Here is a 21,533-nt window from a genome sequence, read left to right as displayed (position 1 = left end):
GTCGACGATCAAAATTACTCCAAACCTTGGATAGATATGCCTCTGCTTACTCTGGAAGGGCAAACTCCAACTGCGGCCTTTCCTCTTCTGCGTTTTTTTCCTTCGCGGCCAATATCCGGTCCTTCATCAACCGTGCTACAGCCTCAAAAACCGGGACTGCCACTGAATTACCAAACTGGCGGTACGCTTGGGTATCGGAGACAGGAATCACAAATTTACTTTCCCCAGGCTTGTCAAAACCCATCAGGCGCGAGCACTCATGCGGAGTCAATCGCCGAGGGCGATTGAGCTGATTCAATTCACTGTTGAAGTCCAAGGTATCGACAAACCCACGGTCAACCAGGATTTCCGAACCATCCTTGTGATATCTCGCCGAAAGTGTACGAGCAACATCGTTTGGACGAGTCAGGCCAAAGCCAAAACCATTGCCTTTCTCACGGTGCTTCTCTGCATACCGGTAGAGGTAATCCCAAAGCTTGGGAGTGAGAATGTATTTTTCGTCCACTTCCTTATCAAGCAGATCACCAAAACTAGGTCGCTGCTTCGGTATGAGTTTACTGATGTCGCTCAGTGTGAATCCTTGGTGAACATTCAAGTCGCGCCGGAAGCCGACCAGCACGATTCGCTCACGATGCTGCGGCACGAAGTGTCTGGCATCGATGACTTTGGGGTCTGAGCCTTTTGGCGCGTTGACATCTGCAACCTCGTAGCCCAGTTCATCCAACGCTTCGCAGATGATCCGGAAAGTATTGCCCTTGTCATGGCTTTTAAGGTTTTTCACGTTTTCAAGCAAAAAAGCGGCCGGGCGCTTTGCGGCAATAATCCGCGCCACGTCGAAAAACAGAGTGCCTTGGGTCTCGCATTCGAAACCGTGCTTACGACCCAAGGAATTCTTCTTGGATACACCTGCAAGAGAAAACGGCTGACATGGGAAACCTGCCAGCAGAACATCGTGATCAGGAATTTCACGATCAATATTCTTGTAGGCTTCCTCGTCACTGATTTCGGGCTTGTCTGAAAGCGTGACCGAGCGGATATCGAGATTGAAGCGATGACGAGCAGGATCGCAGTAGTGGTTCGCCTTGTACGTTTTAACGGCGTATTTGTTCCATTCGGATGTGAACAAGCACTCGCCACCGATGGCTTCAAACCCTTTCCTGATACCGCCAATGCCGGCAAAGAGATCGATAAAAGTGAATGAAGGTTTGTGGTTCAAGCGCTTGGGCAGCAGATCCTTCAGACGAGTGAACTCAATGTGAGATAGCTTCGGCGAGGCCTTTCCCTTGATCCAGCGATTGATGGTTTCACGGCACCAATGACTCGGACTTACATCGTTGAGAATTTCGGCCAATTGCCCTTGGTCGTAGATCTCCAACAGCTTGTGCAGTAGCGCCAGGTCAGTTACGGGATGGGTATCAGGCTCGTACGAACCCGAGGTTGCTTCGCTCAAGGATTCAAAAGACGGTGTTTCAAAAAGATTCATGAGCCCGAAATTCCTCTGGGTCAAAGCTGTGACGAATGGTCACCATTCTAGCCCGCAAAACTTCAAAGTAAATGAAATTTCCTGGATTCCGTGAGATGGTAGTGGCGACACATATGGGGTGCTGGGGGATTCAATGGCGATCATATACTGGATGCATACACAGCATAATTTACTATGCGTCTTTGTCCAGGTTTCCTTTCGCCTCAGGAACGGTAGGAAAAGTCGCTGGTTGACGACCATCCCTGATGCCCATACCCTCAGCTCCGAGCCTAAGAAACTCTAAAAACCAGAGCGGTCCTCCGCACCCGAAAGTCCTGCGGCTTTTTTTCGTCTGCGGTTTCTCTACGCCTGCGAAAAATCCCGTTATGTCGGGAGTGGGCGAATACAAGACCCGAAAGGGAAATATGTCCGGCCCGTCTCTGGTGGGTTTCTTAGCTCCCGACACCCTAACGAATGCCCTAAGAAAGCAGCCAGAGGTAAATGGAAATGCCTGAATATCAAACCTTCATGATGAAGGTGAATCGCTGTACCCGTACAACGCCCTCGTCGCTTCCGACCCCGGAGGCTCGCCATGTCTGAGCCACTTTTATCGACTCGATTTACTCGCAACAAAACGCACCTGCATGCCGTTCTGGTTGAGAACCAGGTGTGGTTCTGCGTCCATGATCTAGGGCGGTTGATGGGTAAACATCTTGATGAGCGCCAGCTACGCAAACTCGATGCAGATCAGCGTCAGTTGATGTGCGTGGACCTTTTCGGCGAAATAGAAGAACAGTGGATGGTGAGTGAATCCGGCGTGTACGCGTTACTGATTTATCACTACTGTCCTGAGTACCGACAGCTTCGTGAGTGGGTGACGCTTCAGGTTGTGCCAACGCTGCGTGATGCTCGACCGTCGCGATCTGTGGAGCGTCCGACGTTGAGTGTTTTGAGCTGGCCGCAGATGTCGTTGAGTACGTTGCACTGGCAGGATGAGCCGTGGATTCGCTTGCGGGATATGCCTTGTTTGTTGGCGAATGATCCGTTTAATCGTCATGATTCCTGGTGGCGTAAGGCTTCGCGATTGTTGCGTGGAGGCTGAGGGTTCCAGAGTCCGCTGTTTGAATGATCAGGCAGCGGAATTTTTTTGACTAAAAGTCCTTGGGGCAGCTTCGCTGCCCATCGGGGATAAATCCCCTCACCACAATTGAAATGTGTTGCTGTGGCCGGGAGTCTGGATTGGTTATTGAGTCGATGCCGAGAATCGCCAGCAGACTGCCTCCCACAGATTCCGCATCATCCTGAAAACAATCAGTGCAACCCGCCCCGCCTCCCGCTATTAATACCCCTCCCCCACTCAAGGACCCGAGCCCCACCATGAAATTCGATCTCGCCTACTGCCTCAGCCTCGACGACAAGTTGTCGATCTATGACGTTCGCGATCTCAATTTCGATGAGACGGTGGCGTTTGACTCGGCGAAGGAACACTTCCAGTGCCCCAACGATGCGTGTCGTTCGGTGTTCGAGGCTTCCAACGAGTTGGGCACGTTCAACGCCAAGAACGTGAATTACGTGCGCACGCCGCACTTCAAGAATCTGCCCACGACGCAGCATGTGGCGGGTTGTCCGTATGCGAGTTTGAAGGCGTCGGCGTCTGGCGTTGAGACGGCGGACGGCGAGGTGGATGACGGGCGTGAGGAGCATTTCCCATCGGAGTTATTGCTGACCCGGCCTGAGTATGTGCGCAAGCCTGTCGCGCCAGCGGGGGCGGCGGATGTGTTGCGCGATGACCCGGTGCGGGCGGCGGCGGACAGTGGTAAAGAGTCGGTGGGTCGTGAGTCGGCGCCGGACAAGACCAGTGTGTTTGCGCATCCGGTGGAGTGTTTTGTTTCCAACTTCGCCGACAAGGAGTTGCTCAAGCGCATGCCGTTGAAGATTGGCGAGCATACGGCGCCGTACAGTTCGTTCTTCAAGAAGATCGAGTATCTGACGGACAATAAGGGGCTGATTTACTGGGGGCGGATCAAGAAGATCGAGGACTTCCACAGTGGCGCCAGTTTTCGTATCGATTTCGAGGACAAGGTCTGGTTCAAGAAGCCCGAGGACAGTAAGAAGAAGCCGTATCCGGTCAGCGTTTATCTGAACAAGAAGCTGATCGACAACTACCGCAAGCGCAAGGCATTTCTGGAAGAGATCAAGCACGCGGTGGATAGCGACAAGGCGTTGTTCTGTTTCTTCTATGGCGTAACGCCGGAGTTGAAGCAGGTGCCCGGCAAGAAGAACCCCGAAAAGCCTTTCGAGGTCTTCAATGCCGATATCGAGAACCTGGATCACTTCATTATTCGTGAAGCGCCGGGGTTGGAGTGACGCTCAGTTGATGCGTGCCCCTTCTTCAAACGCTCGAATCTCCCGCTCCGCCTCCCTGCGTCGTTCAAGTGCAGCCTGAACGCCCAGATCTTCCACTCCGCAATACTGGCGCAGCCAATGAGCGAGCATTTCTTCATCAGGGCGAAAGTAATCTTTTCGGTCCTTGGTGTTTCGAATTTGCGAATTCATCCGCGCATCGAAACCGATAGCTGCACGTTCGCCTTGGGGCAAACAGCCCCACTCTGCCGCGCAATCCTCGAAAAACCAGGCGATTTGTTCGATGTGCTTTTGTGCGCTGCGATGGCCACGGCGATAAAAACGATACTCGCGACTCAGCTCGAGACGATCGGTCATTGTCCCCGCATCAACCCATTGCATGAGGTCATGATTGATTGCATCGCGGATCAGACCTTCGCGCCAACGCTCGTTAAACCACGCTACAAACCCTTCGGCGTCGGCCTTTTTGGCATCAGCCAGGATCACGCAATAGCGGGTTTTGATGTGCAGGACCAACAACACATGTTTGCGCTGCACAGTGATCGCATGAACCAACCACTGTTCGTCCGCGCCGTTCAGCTCATCATCCTCAATAACCGATGACGGCGGTTTGGTGTCCACCGGCGTGATCGTTTTGCCTTTATGGACACGGCTGAAAAACTTGCTGGCGGCTTCGGTGCAATTGAAGATCAACATCCTGGTTCTCTGCTGAAGACTGGAGGGCAACGCCCGACGCCGATTCTGGTTTCTTTCGCCTGCGTCAATCAATGATTCATTTGAGCGAAATGCTCAGCAGCACCACGATCAGCAGACCGATATAGATCCACGCATGCAGCCGATCCGGTATCCGCCCAATCCACCGCGCAGCCAATCTGATCCCCAGCAACGAACCAACCGTCAGCAGCGCAAACGCCAGCACATCGACATACCCGATATACCAGGCACCCAAATCAGACTCAGTGAAACCGGCCAGCGCCATGTACGTCAACGTCCCCGCCAACGCTACCGGCACGCTGAGCGGATTGGCCATGGACGTCGCTTGCGACATGCTCAGCCCGCAACGGCGCAGCAGCGGCACGGTCATGACGCTTCCTCCTACACCTAGGAAGGTCGCGATGGCGCCGATGCCTACACCGCCGGCGGATGTTTCCGTCGTGGTCAGTCGCCGTGGGAATGTGGTTTGGGACTGTGTGAGAAATCCTCGGCGCAGCAGGCAATCGACGATGGTCACGCCCAGGTAGGCAATGAAGGCGTAGCGGATCACTTGGCCGCTGACCCACATCGCAGCGATGGCGCCGACGACCGCACCCACGCCGATAAACCCGCCCAATGGCCAGAGGTATTCCCGGAGCAGATTGCCCGCGCGCTGGTGTTTGCGTGTGGCGATCAGGGCGTTGACGATCATCACGCAGGTCGAGGTGGCCACGGCGATGTGCATGGCCGATTGCGCGATTGGGTCGTCGGCTGCGTGGCTGGCGGTGAGCATGCGATAGAGCAGCGGCACAATGACGAAGCCGCCGCCGAAACCGAAGAGCACGGCGCTGATGCCGGTGAGGCAACCGAACAGTGTAAGCAGGAGGTAGAACATGGTGGGCGTCCAGGATCGGGGGAGCCCAGGACATTAGAGCGTGACGCACTGGCCGGCTTCAGTAGTTGGGCCAATAATGTTCGCGTTTACGCCAATCGCTGGAACACGCCTGATGCGCAATATTTCGATCAATCAGCTCGATGACACGGCTCGCCCGGTCGTGGCCATCGGTACCGATTATTCCCACGGTCACCTACTCCCGTTTCATACGCATCGCCGCGGCCAATTGCTCTACGGCGCAACAGGCGTGATGCAAGTCAGCACCCGGAACGGTAATTGGGTGGTGCCGCCGCAGCGCGCGGTGTGGATTCCGCCGGGCGTGGCTCATGAGGTGTTGATGCTCGGGGTGAGCACGCGCAGTGTGTATGTCGAACCCGGCAACGTGGATCTGGGGCCGGACTGCCAAGTGCTCAATGTGTCGCCGCTGCTGCGGCATTTGCTGATGGAAGCGGTGGACGTGCCACTGATGTACGACCAGGCCGGACGCGACGGTGTGCTGATCAACTTGCTGTTGCATGAACTGGCACGCAGCGCGCCCCTTGCCCTACACATTCCCATGCCCGCCGAAGGAAAGCTCCTCAGTCTGTGTCAGACCTTTCTGAACATGCCCAACACCCATCAATCCCCGCAGGATTGGGCCGATCAGTTACACATAAGCTTGCGTACCTTTAACAGATTGTTTCGGCAACAGATCGGGCTCAGCTTTCGTCAGTGGCGTCAGCAGGCGTGCGTCGTGCAGGCGTTGGCACGGTTGGCGGCGGGGGAAGCGGTGACGCGGATTGCCTTGGACTTCGGCTACGAGAGCCCGGCGGCGTTTTCGACGATGTTTCGGCGCGTGCTGGGACAGGCACCGTCCGTCTGGTTGGAGCCGACGAACTAGGCAAATTCGAAAAATGCGTTTGATCCCGGCCGAAAACAACTGTACAAAAACACAGTACATTTTCAATCAGCACTTTTGAGCCCGGAGCACACCATGGCCTCTCTTGCGATGAACCACGTCCTCGAACGCATTGCCCTTTTCCAGTTCACCCCGACCCACTGCGTCCAGGCCCGCGCCATGCTGGGCTGGAGCGTCGAACAACTGTCGCGCGAGGCCGAAGTGGCGGTGGCAGATATCCAGCGGTTCGAAGCGCAGCAGGACGTGGCGGACGCCGCAAGACTGGCACTGGCTTATCGGTTTGAAGCGCAGGGGTTGGTGTTCTTCCCGGGGTTTGCACCGGGGCGCAGTGTCAGGGCACAGGGTATGGCGGGGGAATCGGTGGGGCGTGGGGATTTTGCGATGGCTGATTAAGCTGGCGAGGGGGACGCCCCTCACCAACTGAACGGATTCATGCGTTCTGTACCACCGCATCACTCTCCTCTTCAACCGCCATCCACCACGCACTCCCCCGTTGTGGATGCGCAAGGCTGAACGCCTCCCCCATCCGCGGTGTGGTAATCGCAATACTGCGTTCCCATGCAAGCGCAAGGATGCGGTCAAAAGGTTCGTGCCAGGCGTGCATGGCCAGGTCGAAGGTGCCGTTGTGGATCGGGAAGAGCCAGCGGCCCTTGAGGTCGATGTGGGCTTGCAGGGTTTCTTCCGGTTGCATGTGCACGTGGGGCCATTCGACGTTGTAGGCGCCGGTCTCCATCAGGGTCAGGTCGAACGGGCCGTATTGTTCGCCGATGCGTTTGAAGCCGTCGAAGTAACCGCTGTCGCCGCTGAAGAAGATTCGTGTGTCGGCGTCGATCATCACCCATGACGCCCACAGCGTGCTGTTGCCGTCGAACAGGCCACGGCCGGAGAAGTGCTGCGATGGGGTGGCGATGAAGCGGATACCGGCGATTTCGGTGCCCTGCCACCAGTCGTACTGGCGCACCTTGCTGGCGTCGATGCCCCATTTGATCAGGGTGTCGCCCACGCCCAGCGGAGTCAGGAAGTAAGTGGTTTTGGCGGCGAGTTTGAGTACCGCTTCGTAGTCGAGATGGTCGTAATGGTTGTGCGAGAGGATCACCGCTTCGATCGGTGGCAGCTCGTCAATGCTGATCGGTGGTTGGTGGAAGCGTTTCGGGCCAGCCCATTGCACTGGCGAGGCGCGCTCGGCGAAGACCGGGTCGGTGATCCAGAATTTGTCGCGCATCTTCAGCAGCAGCGTCGAGTGCCCCAAGCGGTAAACGCTGTGATTGGGCGCTGCGAGCAGATCTTCGCGAGTAAGCGGCTGCACAGGAATGGCGGCGCTCGGACGGGTGTCGCGCGGTTTGTGGAAAATCATGTTCCACATGATCCGCAGCATTTTGCGTACCCCTTCGCGCTGCACCGGCGCATGATTGCGAAACAGCCCTTGATCCTGTCGAGAGGCTTCAGGCGTGGGAGTGTTATCCGGGAGAGAGACTGGATTGGCCATGACTGAACGACTCCGAAAAACCGTGTGCTGCACGGTATTCCACGGGAAATGAAAATGGCCAAGCTGCACGCAAAGGCCAAACGCTCTGGTTTGTAAGGTGCGAGGATTAACGCAACATTACACTGAGCGGTGTAGTTTCTAGGTTGCATCAAAGCCGACGCCAAGTAAACTGCCGAGTGTAATTTCCCCCCTTCTCTACTGAAGTCCGCTCATGACCGCTCCACAACGCCTCACCGATCGCAAACGCGAAGCCATCATCCAAGCGGCGATCGCCGAATTCCGTGCCCACGGGTTCGAAATCACCAGCATGGACAAGATCGCCGCCACGGCGGGGGTGTCGAAGCGGACGGTGTACAACCACTTCCCGAGCAAGGAAGAGCTGTTCGCCGAGATCCTTAATCAGTTGTGGGCGCGGATCATTGCCGAGCCATCGGTGAGCTACGACCGCGAGCGACCGCTGCATGAGCAGCTGCGCCTGATGCTGCAAGAAAAAGTGCAGATGATGGCTGACGAGAATTTTCTCACCCTCGCCCGGGTGGCGATTGCCGCAACCATTCATTCCCCCGAACGTGCGCAGAACATGATCGAGCGCATGGGCGAGCGCGAGGAAGGCCTGACCGTCTGGATACGCGCAGCACAAGCCGACGGACGGCTCAAGCCGGTGGATCCAGAATTTGCCGCGCATCAAGTACAAGGTTTGCTCAAGGCATTCGCGTTCTGGCCGCAGATCTCGCTGGGTCGCGCGGCCCTTGATCCAGACGCGCAGAATGCAGTTGCCGAGTCGGCGCTGGAGATGTTCCTGGCACTGTATCAGCGGTGAATCACCGGCTCGTCGAGCCGTGTACAACTAATCTCGTAAAAAGTTATACAAAATTGTGAAAAATTCCTTTCTTGTACAACTTTATTAAGTTTTGTATAAGTAGCCATCTGCCAGTAACGGAACGCTGGCATTGAGCAGTCACCACCGAATGCCGTCCGTGCATTTCGGTCTGCCGGCGCAGGAATAGGGACTGAATCCTTTTGATTTTCCCCACTTCCCGAGTATCGCAAGCATGTTTTTCAATCGCCAGAAAGCCGCCCTCGCTGAACTGCAACACACCGTTTTTGACCAAGCTGCGATGCTCGAAGCGATCAACCGTTCGATGGCGGTGATCGAGTTCGATCTTGATGGCGTGGTGTTGCGTGCCAATGACAATTTCCTCAAGACCATGGGTTACACGGCTGCCCAAGCGATCGGCCAGCCGCACCGGCATTTCTGCACACCAGAGTTCGGGCGCAGTGCCCAATACACCGAGCTGTGGTCACGCCTGAAAAACGGTCAGTTCCAGTCCGGCACCTTTGAACGGGTCGACAGCAAAGGCCAGCCGATCTGGCTCGAGGCCAGTTACAACCCGATCAAGGATGCGTCGGGACGGGTGATCAAAGTGGTCAAGTACGCGATGGATGTCACCGCCAAGGTGCAGCAGGAGAACGAGGCCAACGCCAAACTGCAGGCGATTGATCGCGCGATGGCGGTGATCGAGTTCGATCTCGACGGCAATATTCTTACCGCCAACCAGAATTTTCTCACGCGCATGGGTTACAGCCTCGCAGAGCTCAAGGGCCAGCATCACCGCTTGTTCTGCACCCCGGCGCTGGTCAACAGCGGCGCCTATCAGGATTTCTGGCGGCGCCTGAATCAGGGCGAGTTCTTCCACGGGCAGTTCGAGCGCGTGGATAAACGCGGTCAGATCGTCTGGCTGGAGGCCAACTACAACCCGGTCTACGACGCTTCGGGGCGTTTGTACAAAGTCGTGAAGTTCGCGTCTGACGTTACCGCCCGTGTCGAGCAACACGAGCAGGACGCGCGCAGTGCCAGCACCGCTTATCACATCTCGGTAGCGACACGGAAAGTCGCCGAGCAAGGTACGCAAGTGATTCAACAGGCTGCCAGCGAAATGCGCGAAATCGCCGAGGACATCAGCCAGTCCTCAACGCTGATCGCGCAACTGGGCGACCGCTCCGAGCAGATTACCGCCATCGTCAACACCATCCGCGCGATCGCCGATCAGACCAACCTGCTCGCCCTCAACGCCGCCATCGAAGCCGCGCGCGCCGGTGAACAGGGCCGCGGCTTTGCCGTGGTGGCCGATGAAGTACGGCAACTGGCGGCGCGCACCAGCGGTTCCACCGCGGAGATCTCCACCATGATCAGTCTGATCCAGAGCGAAACACGGCAGGCGATCAAGAGCATGCAAGGCACCCGCGACCGCGCCGCAGAAGGCGTGGAACTGGCCAATCAGGCCGGCACGGTGATTCTGCAGATTCGCGATGGCGCCAGTGAGGCGGTGGATGCGGTGAGCATGTTTGCCAATGAGCGGGTGTCGGGGTAATGGCGGTAGTCTCAGTCACCAGGTGAAACTCGGGATAGTGGATGGCAATCACGCGATCTATAGTGACTGCCATCCATCAGCAAGCGCAGGGAAATCCCATGGAAAATCGCGCCGTCCGCATCGCCCTGGTTGGCGATTACGACCCCCAAGTCACCGCTCATCAAGCGATCCCGGTTGCACTCGGCCTGGTCGCCGAACACCTGCAACGCACCGTGCAGTTCGAGTGGTTGGCCACTGAAGAGATCGGCACCGACACTGCGCTGACTCAATTCGATGGGTTCTGGTGTGTACCCGCCAGCCCTTATAATAGTGAAGACGGTGCGCTACGCGCCATCCGCTTTGCCCGCGAGCAAGGGCGACCTTTCCTCGGCACCTGTGGCGGTTTTCAGCACGCGGTTCTGGAATATTCGCGCAATGTGCTGGGCTGGGCCGACGCCGAGCACGGGGAAACCTCGCCAGAATCCGAACGCGCCGTGCTCACGCCGCTGAGCTGCTCGCTGGTTGAAGCCATCGACGTCATTCACCTCCAGCCCGGCTCGTTGATCGCCAAGGCGTACGAAAAGTCTGAAATTGAAGAAGGCTATCGCTGCCGCTACGGCGTGAATCCGCAGTTCGAACAGCATTTGATGAGCGATCAGCTACAAGCGGTAGGCCGTGATTCAGCGGGGGATCTGCGCGCTATCGAATTGAAAAAACATCCGTTTTTCGTCGCCACGCTGTTCCAGCCGGAACGCGCCGCACTAAAAGGAAAAATGCCACCGCTGGTTCGCGCATTTATCGAAGCCTGCGGATTGCGGGATTGAGCGTTATGCATTCGGCCATTGAGGTTGGCGGCGCCCACAACGCCGCCTTCGCGAGCAGGCTCGCTCCCACATTGGATCTGTGGCGTTTACAAAATCCCTGTGGGAGCGAGCCTGCTCGCGAAGAGGCCCGCAACCCCACTGCAAAACCTCAACCGCGCACCAGACTCCGCACCGCAACAATCTCCGGCACTTCAACCTTGCTCATGTAAACCCGTAACGGTTCGGTGATGTTGATCCGGTCGTCGATGTGTTGATCGAGCATCAGCTGAATCAATTCGCGCTTGAGGGTCATGGTGGTTTCCGACGCCTTCGCCCAGACGAATTCACTGGCCGGGATGATGCCGTCGTCGGCCACGTCCATGCCGAACGAATCTTCGCTGAAGCGCACGATGTACTGGCCGGTCTTGCGGTTGAGGCCGACGAAGCCTTTGAGATCGTCGGCAGCCTGGCAGATGAGTTGGGAGGTGATGCGCATGGTAAACCTCACGAAAGATGATCGATGGTTTACACGCAGGGCAATGTAGCGGCGCGCCCTCTGCCGGGGCGTCAGCCGAGGGCAAGCGTACTGCAAACAGCGCCACAAAAGTGCAGGAAATTTCCGTTTTGCGCGGTTTATGTCGGTCTGGCGATAGCCCTGCGGCGCGTCAATTGTTAAAAGGTACGTCTCGAAAAAACCTGCGAAAGGAACTCGACCATGCCTGCCACTTTTACCCGAAGCGCTCTGGTGCTGAGTCTGTTGTTCGGCCTCGGTCAGGCGCATGCCGCCAGCCACCCGGAGCCCAAGGCAATCGCTGCTGCCCATGGCATTCCGCATCCGGCGGTGATCGCCCACCGTGGCGCGTCGTTCGATGCCCCGGAATCCACCGCTGCGGCCTACAAACTGGCCCGTGACCTCGGCGCCGATTACCTGGAAATGGATTTGCAGCGCAGCAAGGACGGCGTGCTCTTCGCCCTGCACGACGACAACCTGCAACGCACCACCGACGTCGCCAGCAAATTCCCCGAGCGCAAGGACAGCCCGGCCACCGCGTTCACCATGGCCGAACTGAAAACCCTCGATGCCGGCAGCTGGTTCAACAGCAAATATCCTGACCGCGCACGCCCCTCCTACGCCGGGCTGAAGATTCTTACCCTCGATGAAATCATCGACATCGCCCGCGCCAACCCGCAGCACAAGCCGGGCCTGTACATCGAAACCAAAGAGCCGCAGCTGTTTCCCGGCATCGAACATGACCTCAAGGAAAAACTGCAGGATCGCGGCTGGCTCAGTCCGGCCGGTTCGAAGCTGGCGAAAAGTGCGCTCGGCGTCGGTCAGGGCAAAGGCAAAGGCAAGGTGATCCTGCAGACCTTCGATAAGAACAGCCTGCAATTGCTGGAAAAGGAAATGCCGCAAGTGCCGAAGATCCTGCTGTTGTGGGTCGGCGAAGGCAGCATCGAGCCTAAATCTGCGGTGACGTTTGCCGCGTCCGGCGAGAAAGACAAAAACGTTTTCTACGGCAAGCAGGAACCCAAGTCAGAAGCGGAATTCAAGCAATGGGTCGACTACGCCAAGGCTCAGGGCGCGATCGGCACCGGCCCTTCGGCGAAGCTGACTCAGGGTGGTGATCAGAGTTACTCCGACCTGGTGCAACCGTGGATGAATAAGTACACCCACGACCAAGGCATGCTGGTGCATGTTTATACGGTCGACGAGGCGGTGGACTACGAGAAAGTCATGGCGGCGGGTGTCGACGGCATCTTTACCAACCGCGCCAGTGAATTGTTGAAGTTTTACAAGCGTCCGGCTGTTGGCAGTGTTGATGAGGTTCTGAAGAAGAACGGTTTCTAAGTTGCTATCGAGTCGCCTGCTTCGCGAGCAGGCTCGCTCCCACAAAGAGCAGTTTTATCGCGAAGCAGAGATTTAAGGGTGAGTTAAGTTGCGCTGGTTAATCTGAACCCACTTACACAGATCAACCACTTCAACGCACTGCCAAGGAATGAACCGATGAAAACTTTGACTGCCCTGTTTACCGCCGCTGCCCTGACCCTCACCGCTGGCCTGGCTCAGGCTGATGTTCGCATCGACCAGATCCCGCAACTGGTCAAGGACGGCAAGATCAAGTCGCTGGAATCGATGAACGCCGAAGCACTGAAACTGCACCCGGGCGCAACGATTACCGACACCGACCTGGATAACCACTTCAATGGTTACGAGTACGAAGTTGAACTTAAAACTGCTGACGGCAAAGAGTTCGACGTGGACTTTGATGCCACCACCGGTAAAGTGCTGAGCAACAAGCAAGACACTTGATAGACCGCTGTTAAAGAGCCGCACGATTGAAAAATCGTGCGGCTTTTTCATGCCTGCCGTAAATCATGTGGGAGCGAGCCTGCTCGCGAAAGCGGAGTGTCAGCGACATCAATGTTGACTGTTCCACCGTTATCGCGAGCAGGCGAGGACCTACAAAAGATGCCGGACGCTTGAACTCGCAATCAAGCACTCAACCGCGCCGTCACCTCATTCAGCTGCCCCGATAATCCATGCAGGTTCTGACTGGCACTTTCGGTGCGCTGCACATTGTCGAGGTTGGTGCTGGCAATCGCAGTGATTTCAGTCAGGTTGCGCGAGATATCCTCGGCCACTGAAGTCTGCTCTTCTGCCGCCGTGGCGATCTGCCGGTTCATGTCGCGAATCGCCTCCACCGCCAAGGTGATGCGCTCCAGCATCGCGCCGGCCTGGGTCACTTGCTCGACACTTTCATCACTGCGCGCCTGGCCGCTCTCGATAGCCTGCGCGGCATCGACAGCGCCGGTCTGCACGTTCTGAATGATCTGGTTGATCTCGATGATCGACTCCGCCGTGCGCTGGGCGAGGTTGCGCACTTCATCGGCGACGACGGCAAAACCACGCCCGGCCTCACCCGCCCGCGCCGCTTCGATGGCCGCGTTGAGCGCCAGCAGGTTGGTCTGTTCGGCGATGCCACGAATCACTTCCAGCACCTTGCCGATACGACCGCTGTCGGTTTCCAGGCGACGGATCACCGTGGCGGTGTTGGCGATTTCGCCGCGCATCTGCGTGATCGAGTGAATGGTGGTCTGCATGACCTTTTCACCCTGCTGCGCCGACTGATCGGCATCGTTGGCAGCACGCGCGGCATCGGCGGCATGACGGGCGACTTCCTGGGCCGTGGCGGACATTTCATTCATCGCCGTGGCCACTTGATCAGTGCGGTTGAATTGCTCGCTGGTGCCGCCGGCCATCGTCGTGGCAATGGCATTCAACTCGCCGCTGGCGCTGTCCAGATCACCGGCGCTGCGTTGCAAGCGAGTGAAGGTGTCCGCGAGAAAATCGCGCAGAGTGTTCGCTGCGGCGGCGAGGTTGCCCAGTTCATCGCGACGCTCGCTGACAACACGTTCGGCCAACTGGCCACGGCTCAAGCGGGTGACGTAATCGATGAGGTTGCGGATCGGTTCGATCAGGTTGCGGCTGACCAGCCACAGGCTCAGCAGACCGATCAGCAAGCCTGATGCGAGCATCACCAACAGGCCAAGCCACACGGTACGGTCAGCGCTGGCACTGATCAATGCCGACTGCGCGGTGCCCTGCTCGCGCAGTTCGGCGACCAGTGCGCTCATCTGCTCGCTGGTGGCGCGATCAACGCCTTTGACCGCTGCGTCGCCGGCGCTCGGATCACCACCGGCAGCGACGTAGGCATCGCGGCCCTTCTGATAGGCCGCGCCCAACTGGCGATGCTCTTCGCGCAAGCGTTCGATGCGGGATTTGAGATTGGCCTCGATGCCTTTCTGGCCGGCCAGTTCGCCGAGAATGTTCTGCACATCGCGCTGGCGCTCTTCGAACTGGCTCCAGTATTTCGCCAGATCCGCCGGTTGCTTGCCGCGCAGCAGGACGTTTTTCCACTCCTGCACCTGCACTTTGAATTGCAGGTTGGCTTCATCGATCAGTTGCGACGTGTGCAACGGGCCGGCGATCAACTGGCTATAGCTTTGCACGCCGTTGGAGAGGAAATGAAAGCAGGCCAGCGCGATCAACAATATCGCCAGCAGACTGCCGCTCAACAGGGCGAGAATTTGCGCCCTCAGGGATTTTTGCAGCATTGCAAGGTACTCGAAGCAGGGATGAGGCACGCCCGAGCGGACGTGAAAAATGGCCGGACTTCCCTGTCGACGTACCATGGCCATAGGCCAATGGCGCGCAACCTAACTCACCTGAGATCGGCGCGCCAGAGCCGTCCTTGAGAAACTTCCGACAGCCGGTAACGCTTTGATTTGCAGTCATTTTGCTGTCACAAAACGGTCATGTTCGCTTGCGATGATGCCGCTCCGGTGAACCTGAAAATCCTGCCCCAGACACCCTCCTCGCAGCGAGCCGCCATGAACCACAGCCTCGATATCAGCCATCGCGCCCCGGACCTGTTTGGCTTGCTCTACGGCTTTCGCTTCCTGCCCGGTGAGCGCGGGCGCGAGATCGATTCGGCGACGGCTTTGCGCTGTTTGCAGGACGACGGCGACAGCGAAGAGTTTCTCTGGCTGCACCTGAACCTGGCCCACGCCGCGTGCGAGCGCTGGATGAAAAGTCATCTGCAATTGCCCGAGGAGTTTTTCGAAGCGCTGCACGAAGGTTCGCGATCGACGCGCATCGAGCATGTCGATTCGGCGCTGCTGGCGGTGGTCAACGATGTGGTGTTCAACCTCAGCAGCATGGTTTCCTCCGACGTGTCGACGCTGTGGGTCTGCGTGCGCAGCAAACTGATCGTCAGCGCGCGCCTGCAACCGCTGCATTCGGTAGATAAATTGCGTTCGTCTGTGAAGGCCGGCGAGTGCTTTCGCTCGCCCTCGGAACTGCTCGTGCATTTGCTGCGCGATCAGGGCGAAGTGCTGACGCAGATCGTGCGCAAGACAAGCTTGAGTGTCGATCAGGTCGAAGACGAACTGCTCTCCTCGCGCCTGTCGACCAACCGCGCCGAACTTGGTGCCAACCGTCGCGTGCTGGTGCGTCTGCAACGGCTGTTGGCGCTGGAGCCGGGTTCGTTGCTGCGCCTGCTCAATCGTCCGCCGCCGTGGTTGCAGAAGGAGGACGTCAAGGAGTTGCGCAAATCCACCGAGGAGTTTGCGCTGATCATCAACGACCTCACCGCCCTCGGCGAACGGATCAAACTGTTGCAGGAAGAAATCGCCGCCAACCTCAACGAACAGAGCAACCGCACGCTGTTCACCCTGACGGTGGTGACGGTCCTGGCCTTGCCGATCAACATCATTGCCGGTTTTTTTGGGATGAATGTCGGCGGTGTGCCGCTGTCCCAAGACCCGCACGGATTTTGGGTGCTGGTCGCGCTGGTGGCGACGTTCACCGTGATTGCCGGGCGCTGGGCGTTTCGCAAGCGTGGGGATTATTGAGCGCAAATCCCACACACAACACGGTCCTCCCTGTGGGAGCGAGCCTGATCGCGAAGTCGGTGTGTCAGATAAATCAATGTTGAATGACATGGCGCTTTCGCGAGCAGGCTCGCTCCCACAGGGGCAATGTGCTCAATGTCAGAGCGTTGAACGTACGACATCGCCGAGCCAATCCATAAACACCCGCACCCGCAGCGGCAAATGCCGTTGCCGCGCGTACAACAACGAAATCGCCATCGGCGGTGCGGTGTGTTGCGGCAGTACGGTCACCAGTTCGCCATTTTCCAGATGCGGTTGCATGCCGGTGCGCGGTACCTGCGTCAGGCCGAAGCCGCCCAGGCACGCCGCTTCATAGGCATCGGTGCTGTTGACCGTGACACTGCCGGCCATCGCCACGCGCCGCACCTCGCCGTTTTCCTCATAGACGAACCCCTCCGAACGCGAGCCCAGTACGCCGACGTAATGCACCAGCCGATGCTGCGCCAGATCCTCGATGGTCTGCGGCACGCCGTAACGTTGCAGGTAAGCCGGGCTGGCGCAATTGACCATCGGGAAGTCGCCAAGATGCCGGGCGACTACCGACAGATCCGGCTGCGCGCCGATGCGCAATACGCAGTCGAAACCTTCGCTCAGCAGATCGACACGGCGATCGGTGCTGCTGATTTCCATCTGCAGATTCGGGTGGCGATCCATGAATTCCGGAAGGCGCGGCATGATCAAGCGTCGCGCGAGGATGTTCGGCATATCGACGCGGATGCGCCCGGTCAGCGAAGCCTCGTCCTGACGGAACAGCCCTTCGATTTCATCCATGTGCGAGAGCAGATCTTTGCTGCGTTCATACAGCACCAGTCCATCCTGAGTGGCCTGCACCTTGCGCGTGGTGCGCTGCAACAGCCGCGTGCCGAGCAAGGCTTCGAGTGCCTGCACTTGCTCGGACACCGTGGAGCGCGGCAGGCCGAGGCTTTCACCGGCGAGGGTGAAACTCGACAGTTCGCTGACCCGGACGAAGGTGCGCAGCAGTTCCAGTTTGTTCATGACAAGCCCCGGTGATTGTTCGGCTGAGCCGATCAGTGATTCCGCTTTTGCCGTGTTTATCACCTCAGGGCGGATAAATAAACTTCTTCCATCCCCAATCACTGCAATCGAGGAAGTCAGCATGAACCGCAAAATCGCACTGATCACTGGCGCCAGTCGTGGCCTCGGCCGCAGCGCCGCCCTGCACCTCGCCGCGCAAGGCATCGACATCATCGGCACCTACAACAGCCGCGCCGACGAGGCCCAGGCACTGGTCACTGAATTGCAGGCACTCGGCGCGAAAGCGGCGATGCTGCAGCTGGACGTCGGCCACAGCGAAAACTTCGCCGCGTTTGCCGCGCAGGTTGAACAGGTATTGGGGCAAACCTTTGAGCGTCAGCGCTTTGATTTCCTGATCAACAACGCCGGGGTCGGCGTGCATGCGCTGTTCAGCGAAACCACTCCGGAGCAGTTCGATCTGCTGATGAATGTGCAGTTGAAAGGGCCGTTTTTCCTGACTCAGCAATTGCTGCCGCTGATCAATGACGGTGGGCGCATCGTCAATATTTCCAGCGGCCTGACCCGCTTCAGCCTGCCGGGTTACGGCGCTTACGCGGCAATGAAAGGTGCTATGGAAGTGCTGACGCGTTATCAGGCGAAAGAGCTGGGGGCGCGGCAGATTGGCGTGAATATCCTGGCGCCGGGTGCGATTGAAACCGATTTTGGCGGTGGCACGGTGCGCGACAACAGCGCGGTCAACGCGATGGTTGCCAGCAACACTGCGCTGGGTCGTGTAGGGCTGCCGGATGATATTGGCGGTGCACTGGCGCTGCTGCTGTCGGAGGGTGGACAGTGGATCAACGGTCAGCGGGTCGAGGCGTCTGGCGGCATGTTTCTCTGACCTCAACCAACAGACCGTTTGTGGCGAGGGGATTTATCCCCGCTGGGCTGCGGAGCGGCCCCAAAATCGGGTCTGCTACGCAGCCCAACGGGGATAAATCCCCTCGCCACAGGGCTACCTCAGCTTTCATATGTGCGGCGGGCCATGAAGCGCTCGCGCAGTACGTCATAACCCCAGTGGTAGACATAGGTGTACGGCAGGAAGAACAGCAGCACGCCAATGTCGAGTAACAACGCCTGCCACAGGCTGACCGACAGCCACCAGGCTATCAGCGGCACGCCCATCACGATCAGTCCACCTTCGAACAACAGCGCATGCACTACACGGGACCAGGCGTTGTGCGGCAGATTCATCCGCGCCAGAGCACGGTCGAAAAAACGGTTGAACACCACGTTCCACGCCAGCGCCAACAGCGCGATCAACACGGTCACCGCGCCCATGTCGAGCAGCGGCTTTTGCATGATCCAGGCGAGCAGCGGCGTGCAGATGAGGATGGCGAGAAACTCGAAACCAACCGCCTGGAAAACACGTTCGGTAATGGACTTGTGGGCAGTCATGGCCTGACTCCTTGTTTGACGATGGTTGCCATGATCCAACTGAATGCCGATACTTCAAAACCAATAACCATCGATTAAGGCGATAGTTCATGGCTTCGCAGGAAGTGCTGCTGGCGTTTGTCCAGGCAGCGACGCAAGGCTCGTTCTCGGCGGCAGCGCGCAAGTTGGGCCGCAGTCAGTCGACCATCAGCGCCGCGGTCGCCAGTCTCGAGATTGATCTGGATTTGCAGCTATTCGACCGCAGCAGCCGCAAGCCCAAGCTCACCCCCGCCGGCCACGTCATGCTGCAGAAAGCCGAGGCGATTCTGGCCGCCACCAGTCGTCTGGAAATGAGCGCACGGCAGTTGGCCCAAGGTGTGGAACCGAAGCTGACCGTGGCGATTTCCGACACTTATCAGTCCTATCGTTTCGAAGCGGCGCTGGTGGATTTCGAGCAGCGTTATCCGGAGCTTGAGCTGGAATGCCTGATTGCCGAATGCGAAGACCTGATCGAACTGGTCCAGCGCGGCCGGGCGCATCTGGCGTTCGCGGAAATGCAGGATAACTACCCGCCGGATCTTGTGACCTCCACTGTGGCCGAGCGCACGGAGATAGCCTTGTTCGTCAGCCGCGAGCATGCGTTGGCCAAGCTTGAGCATGTCGATCAGCAGATTCTCGAGCAACATCGCGAGCTGCGACTGGCGACCATCGTCAATCCGTACGACAGTCGCGGCAAAGGCCGGGTGTGGTCGGCGCCGAGTTACCTGATGCTGCTGGAAATGGCGGAAAAAGGCTTTGGCTGGGCACCGTTGCCGAGGTGGCTGGTGCAGCGTTATGCCAATGATTTGCTGATAGAGCTCGACGTGCGCGGCTGGCCGAAACCGGTGTTTGTCGACGCCTTGTGGTCGCGCTTGTATCCGCCGGGGCCGGCGGGGAGCTGGTTGCTCAGCAAGATGCTCGAATAAGCGGTGCTGCCATTCGCGAGCAGGCTCGCTCCCACACTTGAAACGCGCTCACCTATGGGATCGAGCCTCCCAAAAGTGAAATGCAATCACCTGTGGGAGCGAGCCTGCTCGCGAAAGGGCCAGCCGCACCGACGCAGCTTCCAGATCAACCCAGGTCCCTCAGTCGCCCCTCGATAAACCGCCGCTCCGGCTCCTGCCGCGTCAATTCCAGCGCCCGCTGATACGCGGCCCGCGCCTGCTCCACCCGGCCCAACTGCCGGCAAAACTCCGCCCGCGCCGAATGCGCCAAGTGGTAATCCTGCAACTCGCCACGCGCCAGAATCCCTTCGATCACCAGCAACCCGGCCAACGCTCCATCCCGTTTGGCCACCGCCACCGCCCGGTTCAACTCGATCACCGGCGACGGCACCGCGCGCAGCAGCACGTCATACAGACCGACAATCTGCTGCCAGTCCGTTTGCGCCGCCGACGGCGCTTCCGCATGCACCGCTGCAATCGCCGCTTGCAGGCAGTATGGCCCAAAGCGTCGCGTACTCAGCGCGCGCTCGACCAGCGTGCAACCCTCAGCCATCAACCGGGCATCCCACAACGAGCGATCCTGATCGTCGAGCAACACCAGTTCACCGCTCGGCGAGGTGCGCGCCGGTCGACGTGATTCGTGCAGCAGCATCAGCGCCAGCAGACCCATGACTTCCGGCTCCGGCAGCAACTCCATCAACAAGCGCCCCAGCCGAATCGCTTCGCGCGTCAGATCCTCGCGGGTCAGCTCGGCACCGACCGAGGCCGAATAGCCTTCGTTGAACACCAGATAAATCACCCGCAACACGCTGTCGAGGCGCTCGGGTAATTCGTTCAGCGTGGGCACTTGATAAGGGATTTTCGCGTCGCGGATCTTGGCCTTGGCGCGGACGATGCGCTGGGCAATCGCCGCCGGCGCCGAGAGAAAAGCGCGGGCGATTTCCTCGGTGGTGAGGTCGCAGACTTCGCGCAAGGTCAGCGGCACCTGCGCATCCGCCGCCAGGGCCGGGTGGCAGCAGGTGAAGATCAGCCGCAAGCGATCGTCTTCCACGTCTTCGCCACTCCAGTCAGCCTGTTCGAGCTCGTCGAGTTGCGCCAGCAGCAACGGTTGCGACGCCTTGAACCGCGCGCGCCGGCGCAGCACATCGATGGCTTTGAAGCGTCCGGTGGAGACCAGCCAGGTGCGCGGGTTGTCCGGCACGCCATCGCGCTGCCAGCGCTCGACCGCGACGAAGAACGCCTCGTGCAAGGCTTCTTCGGCGAGATCGAAATCACCGAGCAGGCGGATCAGCGTGGCCAGAATCCGCCGCGAATCCTCGCGGTAGACCTGCTCGACCCGCGCCCTGACGTCAGACATTCAACTGCCGCACCGGGCGCACTTCAACGCTGCCGACCCGCGCTGCCGGAATGTTGCCGGCCACCTGAATCGCTTCGTTGAGATCCTTGGCATCGATCAGGTAAAAACCGGCCAGTTGCTCCTTGGTTTCAGCGAAAGGCCCGTCGGTGATCGACAACTTGCCATTACGCATCCGTACGGTGGTGGCGGTTTCTACCGACTCCAGCGCTTCGGCGGCGATCATCCGCCCGCTGCCCTGAATCGACTCTGCGTAGGCCCAGCATTCGGCGTCTTCCGGGCTGTCCGGCGAGGTGTGCAGCAGGCGTTCATCGCTGTAGACCAAGCATAGGTATTTCATGGCGATCTCCTGATTCGAACGGATCAACTATGGCTGAA

At 58.5% G+C, this 21,533-nt stretch carries 22 protein-coding genes; 12 read left to right on the top strand and 10 right to left on the bottom strand.

The features are described 5' to 3' along the window. Nucleotides 1-46: 46 nt before the first annotated feature. Complete coding sequence (gene dcm, locus JWU58_RS07415; RefSeq protein WP_206421699.1) at nucleotides 47-1,483, bottom strand: DNA (cytosine-5-)-methyltransferase; 1,437 nt, start codon at nucleotides 1,481-1,483, stop codon at nucleotides 47-49. A 571-nt stretch (nucleotides 1,484-2,054) separates the two neighbouring features. Here dcm and JWU58_RS07410 point away from each other — a divergent pair. Together JWU58_RS07410 and JWU58_RS07405 are read left to right on the top strand one after the other, a co-directional pair. Next, on the top strand, nucleotides 2,055-2,564 hold the full coding sequence (locus tag JWU58_RS07410; protein ID WP_206421698.1) for a BRO-N domain-containing protein: 510 nt from the start codon (nucleotides 2,055-2,057) through the stop codon (nucleotides 2,562-2,564). Nucleotides 2,565-2,839: 275 nt separating this feature from the next. Continuing rightward, nucleotides 2,840-3,829 carry a hypothetical protein gene (locus tag JWU58_RS07405; protein WP_206421697.1) on the top strand — a complete coding sequence of 330 codons (990 nt, stop codon included), beginning with the start codon at nucleotides 2,840-2,842 and terminating at the stop codon, nucleotides 3,827-3,829. Nucleotides 3,830-3,832: 3 nt separating this feature from the next. Here JWU58_RS07405 and JWU58_RS07400 read toward each other — a convergent pair whose 3' ends face one another. Beyond that, entirely contained in the window at nucleotides 3,833-4,522 is a 690-nt protein-coding gene (locus JWU58_RS07400; RefSeq protein ID WP_206421696.1) for a DUF6933 domain-containing protein, read from the bottom strand. Nucleotides 4,523-4,598: 76 nt separating this feature from the next. Beyond that, complete coding sequence (locus JWU58_RS07395; protein ID WP_206421695.1) at nucleotides 4,599-5,414, bottom strand: sulfite exporter TauE/SafE family protein; 816 nt, start codon at nucleotides 5,412-5,414, stop codon at nucleotides 4,599-4,601. 112 nt (nucleotides 5,415-5,526) lie between these two features. On the opposite strand from JWU58_RS07395, the gene JWU58_RS07390 reads away from it, so the two are divergent. Continuing rightward, nucleotides 5,527-6,294 carry an AraC family transcriptional regulator gene (locus tag JWU58_RS07390; RefSeq protein ID WP_122700259.1) on the top strand — a complete coding sequence of 256 codons (768 nt, stop codon included), beginning with the start codon at nucleotides 5,527-5,529 and terminating at the stop codon, nucleotides 6,292-6,294. Nucleotides 6,295-6,387: 93 nt separating this feature from the next. After that, nucleotides 6,388-6,705: a helix-turn-helix domain-containing protein gene (locus tag JWU58_RS07385; RefSeq protein WP_056788034.1), complete on the top strand. Its 318-nt coding sequence runs from the start codon at nucleotides 6,388-6,390 to the stop codon at nucleotides 6,703-6,705. 37 nt (nucleotides 6,706-6,742) lie between these two features. On the opposite strand, the gene JWU58_RS07380 is transcribed toward JWU58_RS07385, so the two are convergent. Then, on the bottom strand, nucleotides 6,743-7,798 hold the full coding sequence (locus JWU58_RS07380; RefSeq protein WP_206421694.1) for an MBL fold metallo-hydrolase: 1,056 nt from the start codon (nucleotides 7,796-7,798) through the stop codon (nucleotides 6,743-6,745). Nucleotides 7,799-8,009: 211 nt separating this feature from the next. Between JWU58_RS07380 and JWU58_RS07375 the strand changes: the two genes are divergently transcribed. The 3 genes from JWU58_RS07375 to JWU58_RS07365 all read left to right on the top strand — a co-directional run bounded on the left by JWU58_RS07375 (nucleotide 8,010) and on the right by JWU58_RS07365 (nucleotide 10,973). Then, entirely contained in the window at nucleotides 8,010-8,618 is a 609-nt protein-coding gene (locus JWU58_RS07375) for a TetR/AcrR family transcriptional regulator (protein WP_206421693.1), read from the top strand. A 232-nt stretch (nucleotides 8,619-8,850) separates the two neighbouring features. Beyond that, entirely contained in the window at nucleotides 8,851-10,170 is a 1,320-nt protein-coding gene (locus tag JWU58_RS07370) for a methyl-accepting chemotaxis protein (protein ID WP_076563890.1), read from the top strand. 98 nt (nucleotides 10,171-10,268) lie between these two features. After that, nucleotides 10,269-10,973, top strand: a complete 705-nt coding sequence (locus JWU58_RS07365) for a CTP synthase C-terminal region-related (seleno)protein (protein WP_206421692.1) — start codon at nucleotides 10,269-10,271, stop codon at nucleotides 10,971-10,973. Nucleotides 10,974-11,121: 148 nt separating this feature from the next. On the opposite strand, the gene JWU58_RS07360 is transcribed toward JWU58_RS07365, so the two are convergent. Continuing rightward, a complete protein-coding gene (locus JWU58_RS07360; RefSeq protein WP_123443657.1) occupies nucleotides 11,122-11,448 on the bottom strand; it encodes a DUF2025 family protein in 327 nt (108 codons plus the stop codon). Between the two features lie 219 nt (nucleotides 11,449-11,667). On the opposite strand from JWU58_RS07360, the gene JWU58_RS07355 reads away from it, so the two are divergent. Together JWU58_RS07355 and JWU58_RS07350 are read left to right on the top strand one after the other, a co-directional pair. Then, nucleotides 11,668-12,801, top strand: coding sequence for a glycerophosphodiester phosphodiesterase (locus JWU58_RS07355; protein ID WP_206421691.1), 1,134 nt, complete (start codon nucleotides 11,668-11,670; stop codon nucleotides 12,799-12,801). A 156-nt stretch (nucleotides 12,802-12,957) separates the two neighbouring features. Next, on the top strand, nucleotides 12,958-13,263 hold the full coding sequence (locus JWU58_RS07350) for a PepSY domain-containing protein (protein WP_030142484.1): 306 nt from the start codon (nucleotides 12,958-12,960) through the stop codon (nucleotides 13,261-13,263). A 182-nt stretch (nucleotides 13,264-13,445) separates the two neighbouring features. Here the strand turns inward: JWU58_RS07350 and JWU58_RS07345 are convergent, their stop codons facing one another. Next, nucleotides 13,446-15,068 carry a methyl-accepting chemotaxis protein gene (locus tag JWU58_RS07345; RefSeq protein WP_206421690.1) on the bottom strand — a complete coding sequence of 541 codons (1,623 nt, stop codon included), beginning with the start codon at nucleotides 15,066-15,068 and terminating at the stop codon, nucleotides 13,446-13,448. A gap of 276 nt (nucleotides 15,069-15,344) precedes the next feature. Between JWU58_RS07345 and JWU58_RS07340 the strand changes: the two genes are divergently transcribed. Next, on the top strand, nucleotides 15,345-16,367 hold the full coding sequence (locus JWU58_RS07340) for a transporter (protein WP_016773564.1): 1,023 nt from the start codon (nucleotides 15,345-15,347) through the stop codon (nucleotides 16,365-16,367). A 138-nt stretch (nucleotides 16,368-16,505) separates the two neighbouring features. Here the strand turns inward: JWU58_RS07340 and JWU58_RS07335 are convergent, their stop codons facing one another. Further along, nucleotides 16,506-17,402 (bottom strand): LysR family transcriptional regulator, encoded by an 897-nt coding sequence (locus tag JWU58_RS07335; RefSeq protein WP_206421689.1) that lies wholly within the window; start codon nucleotides 17,400-17,402, stop codon nucleotides 16,506-16,508. Between the two features lie 121 nt (nucleotides 17,403-17,523). Between JWU58_RS07335 and JWU58_RS07330 the strand changes: the two genes are divergently transcribed. Next, nucleotides 17,524-18,282: an SDR family NAD(P)-dependent oxidoreductase gene (locus tag JWU58_RS07330; RefSeq protein ID WP_130889002.1), complete on the top strand. Its 759-nt coding sequence runs from the start codon at nucleotides 17,524-17,526 to the stop codon at nucleotides 18,280-18,282. Between the two features lie 119 nt (nucleotides 18,283-18,401). Here the strand turns inward: JWU58_RS07330 and JWU58_RS07325 are convergent, their stop codons facing one another. After that, nucleotides 18,402-18,839, bottom strand: coding sequence for a multidrug/biocide efflux PACE transporter (locus tag JWU58_RS07325; RefSeq protein WP_206421688.1), 438 nt, complete (start codon nucleotides 18,837-18,839; stop codon nucleotides 18,402-18,404). Nucleotides 18,840-18,928: 89 nt separating this feature from the next. Here JWU58_RS07325 and JWU58_RS07320 point away from each other — a divergent pair, with 89 nt between their 5' ends. Next, a complete protein-coding gene (locus JWU58_RS07320; protein ID WP_206421687.1) occupies nucleotides 18,929-19,783 on the top strand; it encodes a LysR family transcriptional regulator in 855 nt (284 codons plus the stop codon). A 145-nt stretch (nucleotides 19,784-19,928) separates the two neighbouring features. Here JWU58_RS07320 and JWU58_RS07315 read toward each other — a convergent pair whose 3' ends face one another. After that, complete coding sequence (locus tag JWU58_RS07315) at nucleotides 19,929-21,158, bottom strand: RNA polymerase sigma factor (RefSeq protein ID WP_206421686.1); 1,230 nt, start codon at nucleotides 21,156-21,158, stop codon at nucleotides 19,929-19,931. Continuing rightward, nucleotides 21,151-21,495: a YciI family protein gene (locus JWU58_RS07310; RefSeq protein ID WP_024014039.1), complete on the bottom strand. Its 345-nt coding sequence runs from the start codon at nucleotides 21,493-21,495 to the stop codon at nucleotides 21,151-21,153. Before JWU58_RS07310 ends, JWU58_RS07315 begins: the two co-directional genes overlap by 8 nt. Nucleotides 21,496-21,533 lie beyond the last annotated feature (38 nt).

Source organism: Pseudomonas atacamensis (genome assembly GCF_017167965.1).
In the GTDB taxonomy this organism is placed as follows: Bacteria; Pseudomonadota; Gammaproteobacteria; order Pseudomonadales; family Pseudomonadaceae; genus Aquipseudomonas; species Aquipseudomonas atacamensis.
The sequence above is the reverse complement of the archived record's forward strand: the minus strand, read 5'-3'. Positions and strand labels throughout refer to the sequence as shown.

Excerpts from the sequence above, each read along its gene's own strand:
- JWU58_RS07325 (WP_206421688.1), bottom strand. The coding sequence starts at position 18,839 with ATGACTGCCCACAAGTCCATTACCGAACGTGTTTTCCAGGCGGTTGGT.
- JWU58_RS07360 (WP_123443657.1), bottom strand. The coding sequence starts at position 11,448 with ATGCGCATCACCTCCCAACTCATCTGCCAGGCTGCCGACGATCTCAAA.
- JWU58_RS07315 (WP_206421686.1), bottom strand. The coding sequence starts at position 21,158 with ATGTCTGACGTCAGGGCGCGGGTCGAGCAGGTCTACCGCGAGGATTCG.
- JWU58_RS07330 (WP_130889002.1), top strand. The coding sequence starts at position 17,524 with ATGAACCGCAAAATCGCACTGATCACTGGCGCCAGTCGTGGCCTCGGC.
- JWU58_RS07380 (WP_206421694.1), bottom strand. The coding sequence starts at position 7,798 with ATGGCCAATCCAGTCTCTCTCCCGGATAACACTCCCACGCCTGAAGCC.
- JWU58_RS07410 (WP_206421698.1), top strand. The coding sequence starts at position 2,055 with ATGTCTGAGCCACTTTTATCGACTCGATTTACTCGCAACAAAACGCAC.
- JWU58_RS07355 (WP_206421691.1), top strand. The coding sequence starts at position 11,668 with ATGCCTGCCACTTTTACCCGAAGCGCTCTGGTGCTGAGTCTGTTGTTC.
- JWU58_RS07370 (WP_076563890.1), top strand. The coding sequence starts at position 8,851 with ATGTTTTTCAATCGCCAGAAAGCCGCCCTCGCTGAACTGCAACACACC.
- JWU58_RS07350 (WP_030142484.1), top strand. The coding sequence starts at position 12,958 with ATGAAAACTTTGACTGCCCTGTTTACCGCCGCTGCCCTGACCCTCACC.
- dcm (WP_206421699.1), bottom strand. The coding sequence starts at position 1,483 with ATGAATCTTTTTGAAACACCGTCTTTTGAATCCTTGAGCGAAGCAACC.
- JWU58_RS07395 (WP_206421695.1), bottom strand. The coding sequence starts at position 5,414 with ATGTTCTACCTCCTGCTTACACTGTTCGGTTGCCTCACCGGCATCAGC.
- JWU58_RS07385 (WP_056788034.1), top strand. The coding sequence starts at position 6,388 with ATGGCCTCTCTTGCGATGAACCACGTCCTCGAACGCATTGCCCTTTTC.
- JWU58_RS07345 (WP_206421690.1), bottom strand. The coding sequence starts at position 15,068 with ATGCTGCAAAAATCCCTGAGGGCGCAAATTCTCGCCCTGTTGAGCGGC.
- JWU58_RS07320 (WP_206421687.1), top strand. The coding sequence starts at position 18,929 with ATGGCTTCGCAGGAAGTGCTGCTGGCGTTTGTCCAGGCAGCGACGCAA.
- JWU58_RS07310 (WP_024014039.1), bottom strand. The coding sequence starts at position 21,495 with ATGAAATACCTATGCTTGGTCTACAGCGATGAACGCCTGCTGCACACC.
- JWU58_RS07390 (WP_122700259.1), top strand. The coding sequence starts at position 5,527 with ATGCGCAATATTTCGATCAATCAGCTCGATGACACGGCTCGCCCGGTC.
- JWU58_RS07400 (WP_206421696.1), bottom strand. The coding sequence starts at position 4,522 with ATGTTGATCTTCAATTGCACCGAAGCCGCCAGCAAGTTTTTCAGCCGT.
- JWU58_RS07335 (WP_206421689.1), bottom strand. The coding sequence starts at position 17,402 with ATGAACAAACTGGAACTGCTGCGCACCTTCGTCCGGGTCAGCGAACTG.
- JWU58_RS07405 (WP_206421697.1), top strand. The coding sequence starts at position 2,840 with ATGAAATTCGATCTCGCCTACTGCCTCAGCCTCGACGACAAGTTGTCG.
- JWU58_RS07340 (WP_016773564.1), top strand. The coding sequence starts at position 15,345 with ATGAACCACAGCCTCGATATCAGCCATCGCGCCCCGGACCTGTTTGGC.
- JWU58_RS07365 (WP_206421692.1), top strand. The coding sequence starts at position 10,269 with ATGGAAAATCGCGCCGTCCGCATCGCCCTGGTTGGCGATTACGACCCC.
- JWU58_RS07375 (WP_206421693.1), top strand. The coding sequence starts at position 8,010 with ATGACCGCTCCACAACGCCTCACCGATCGCAAACGCGAAGCCATCATC.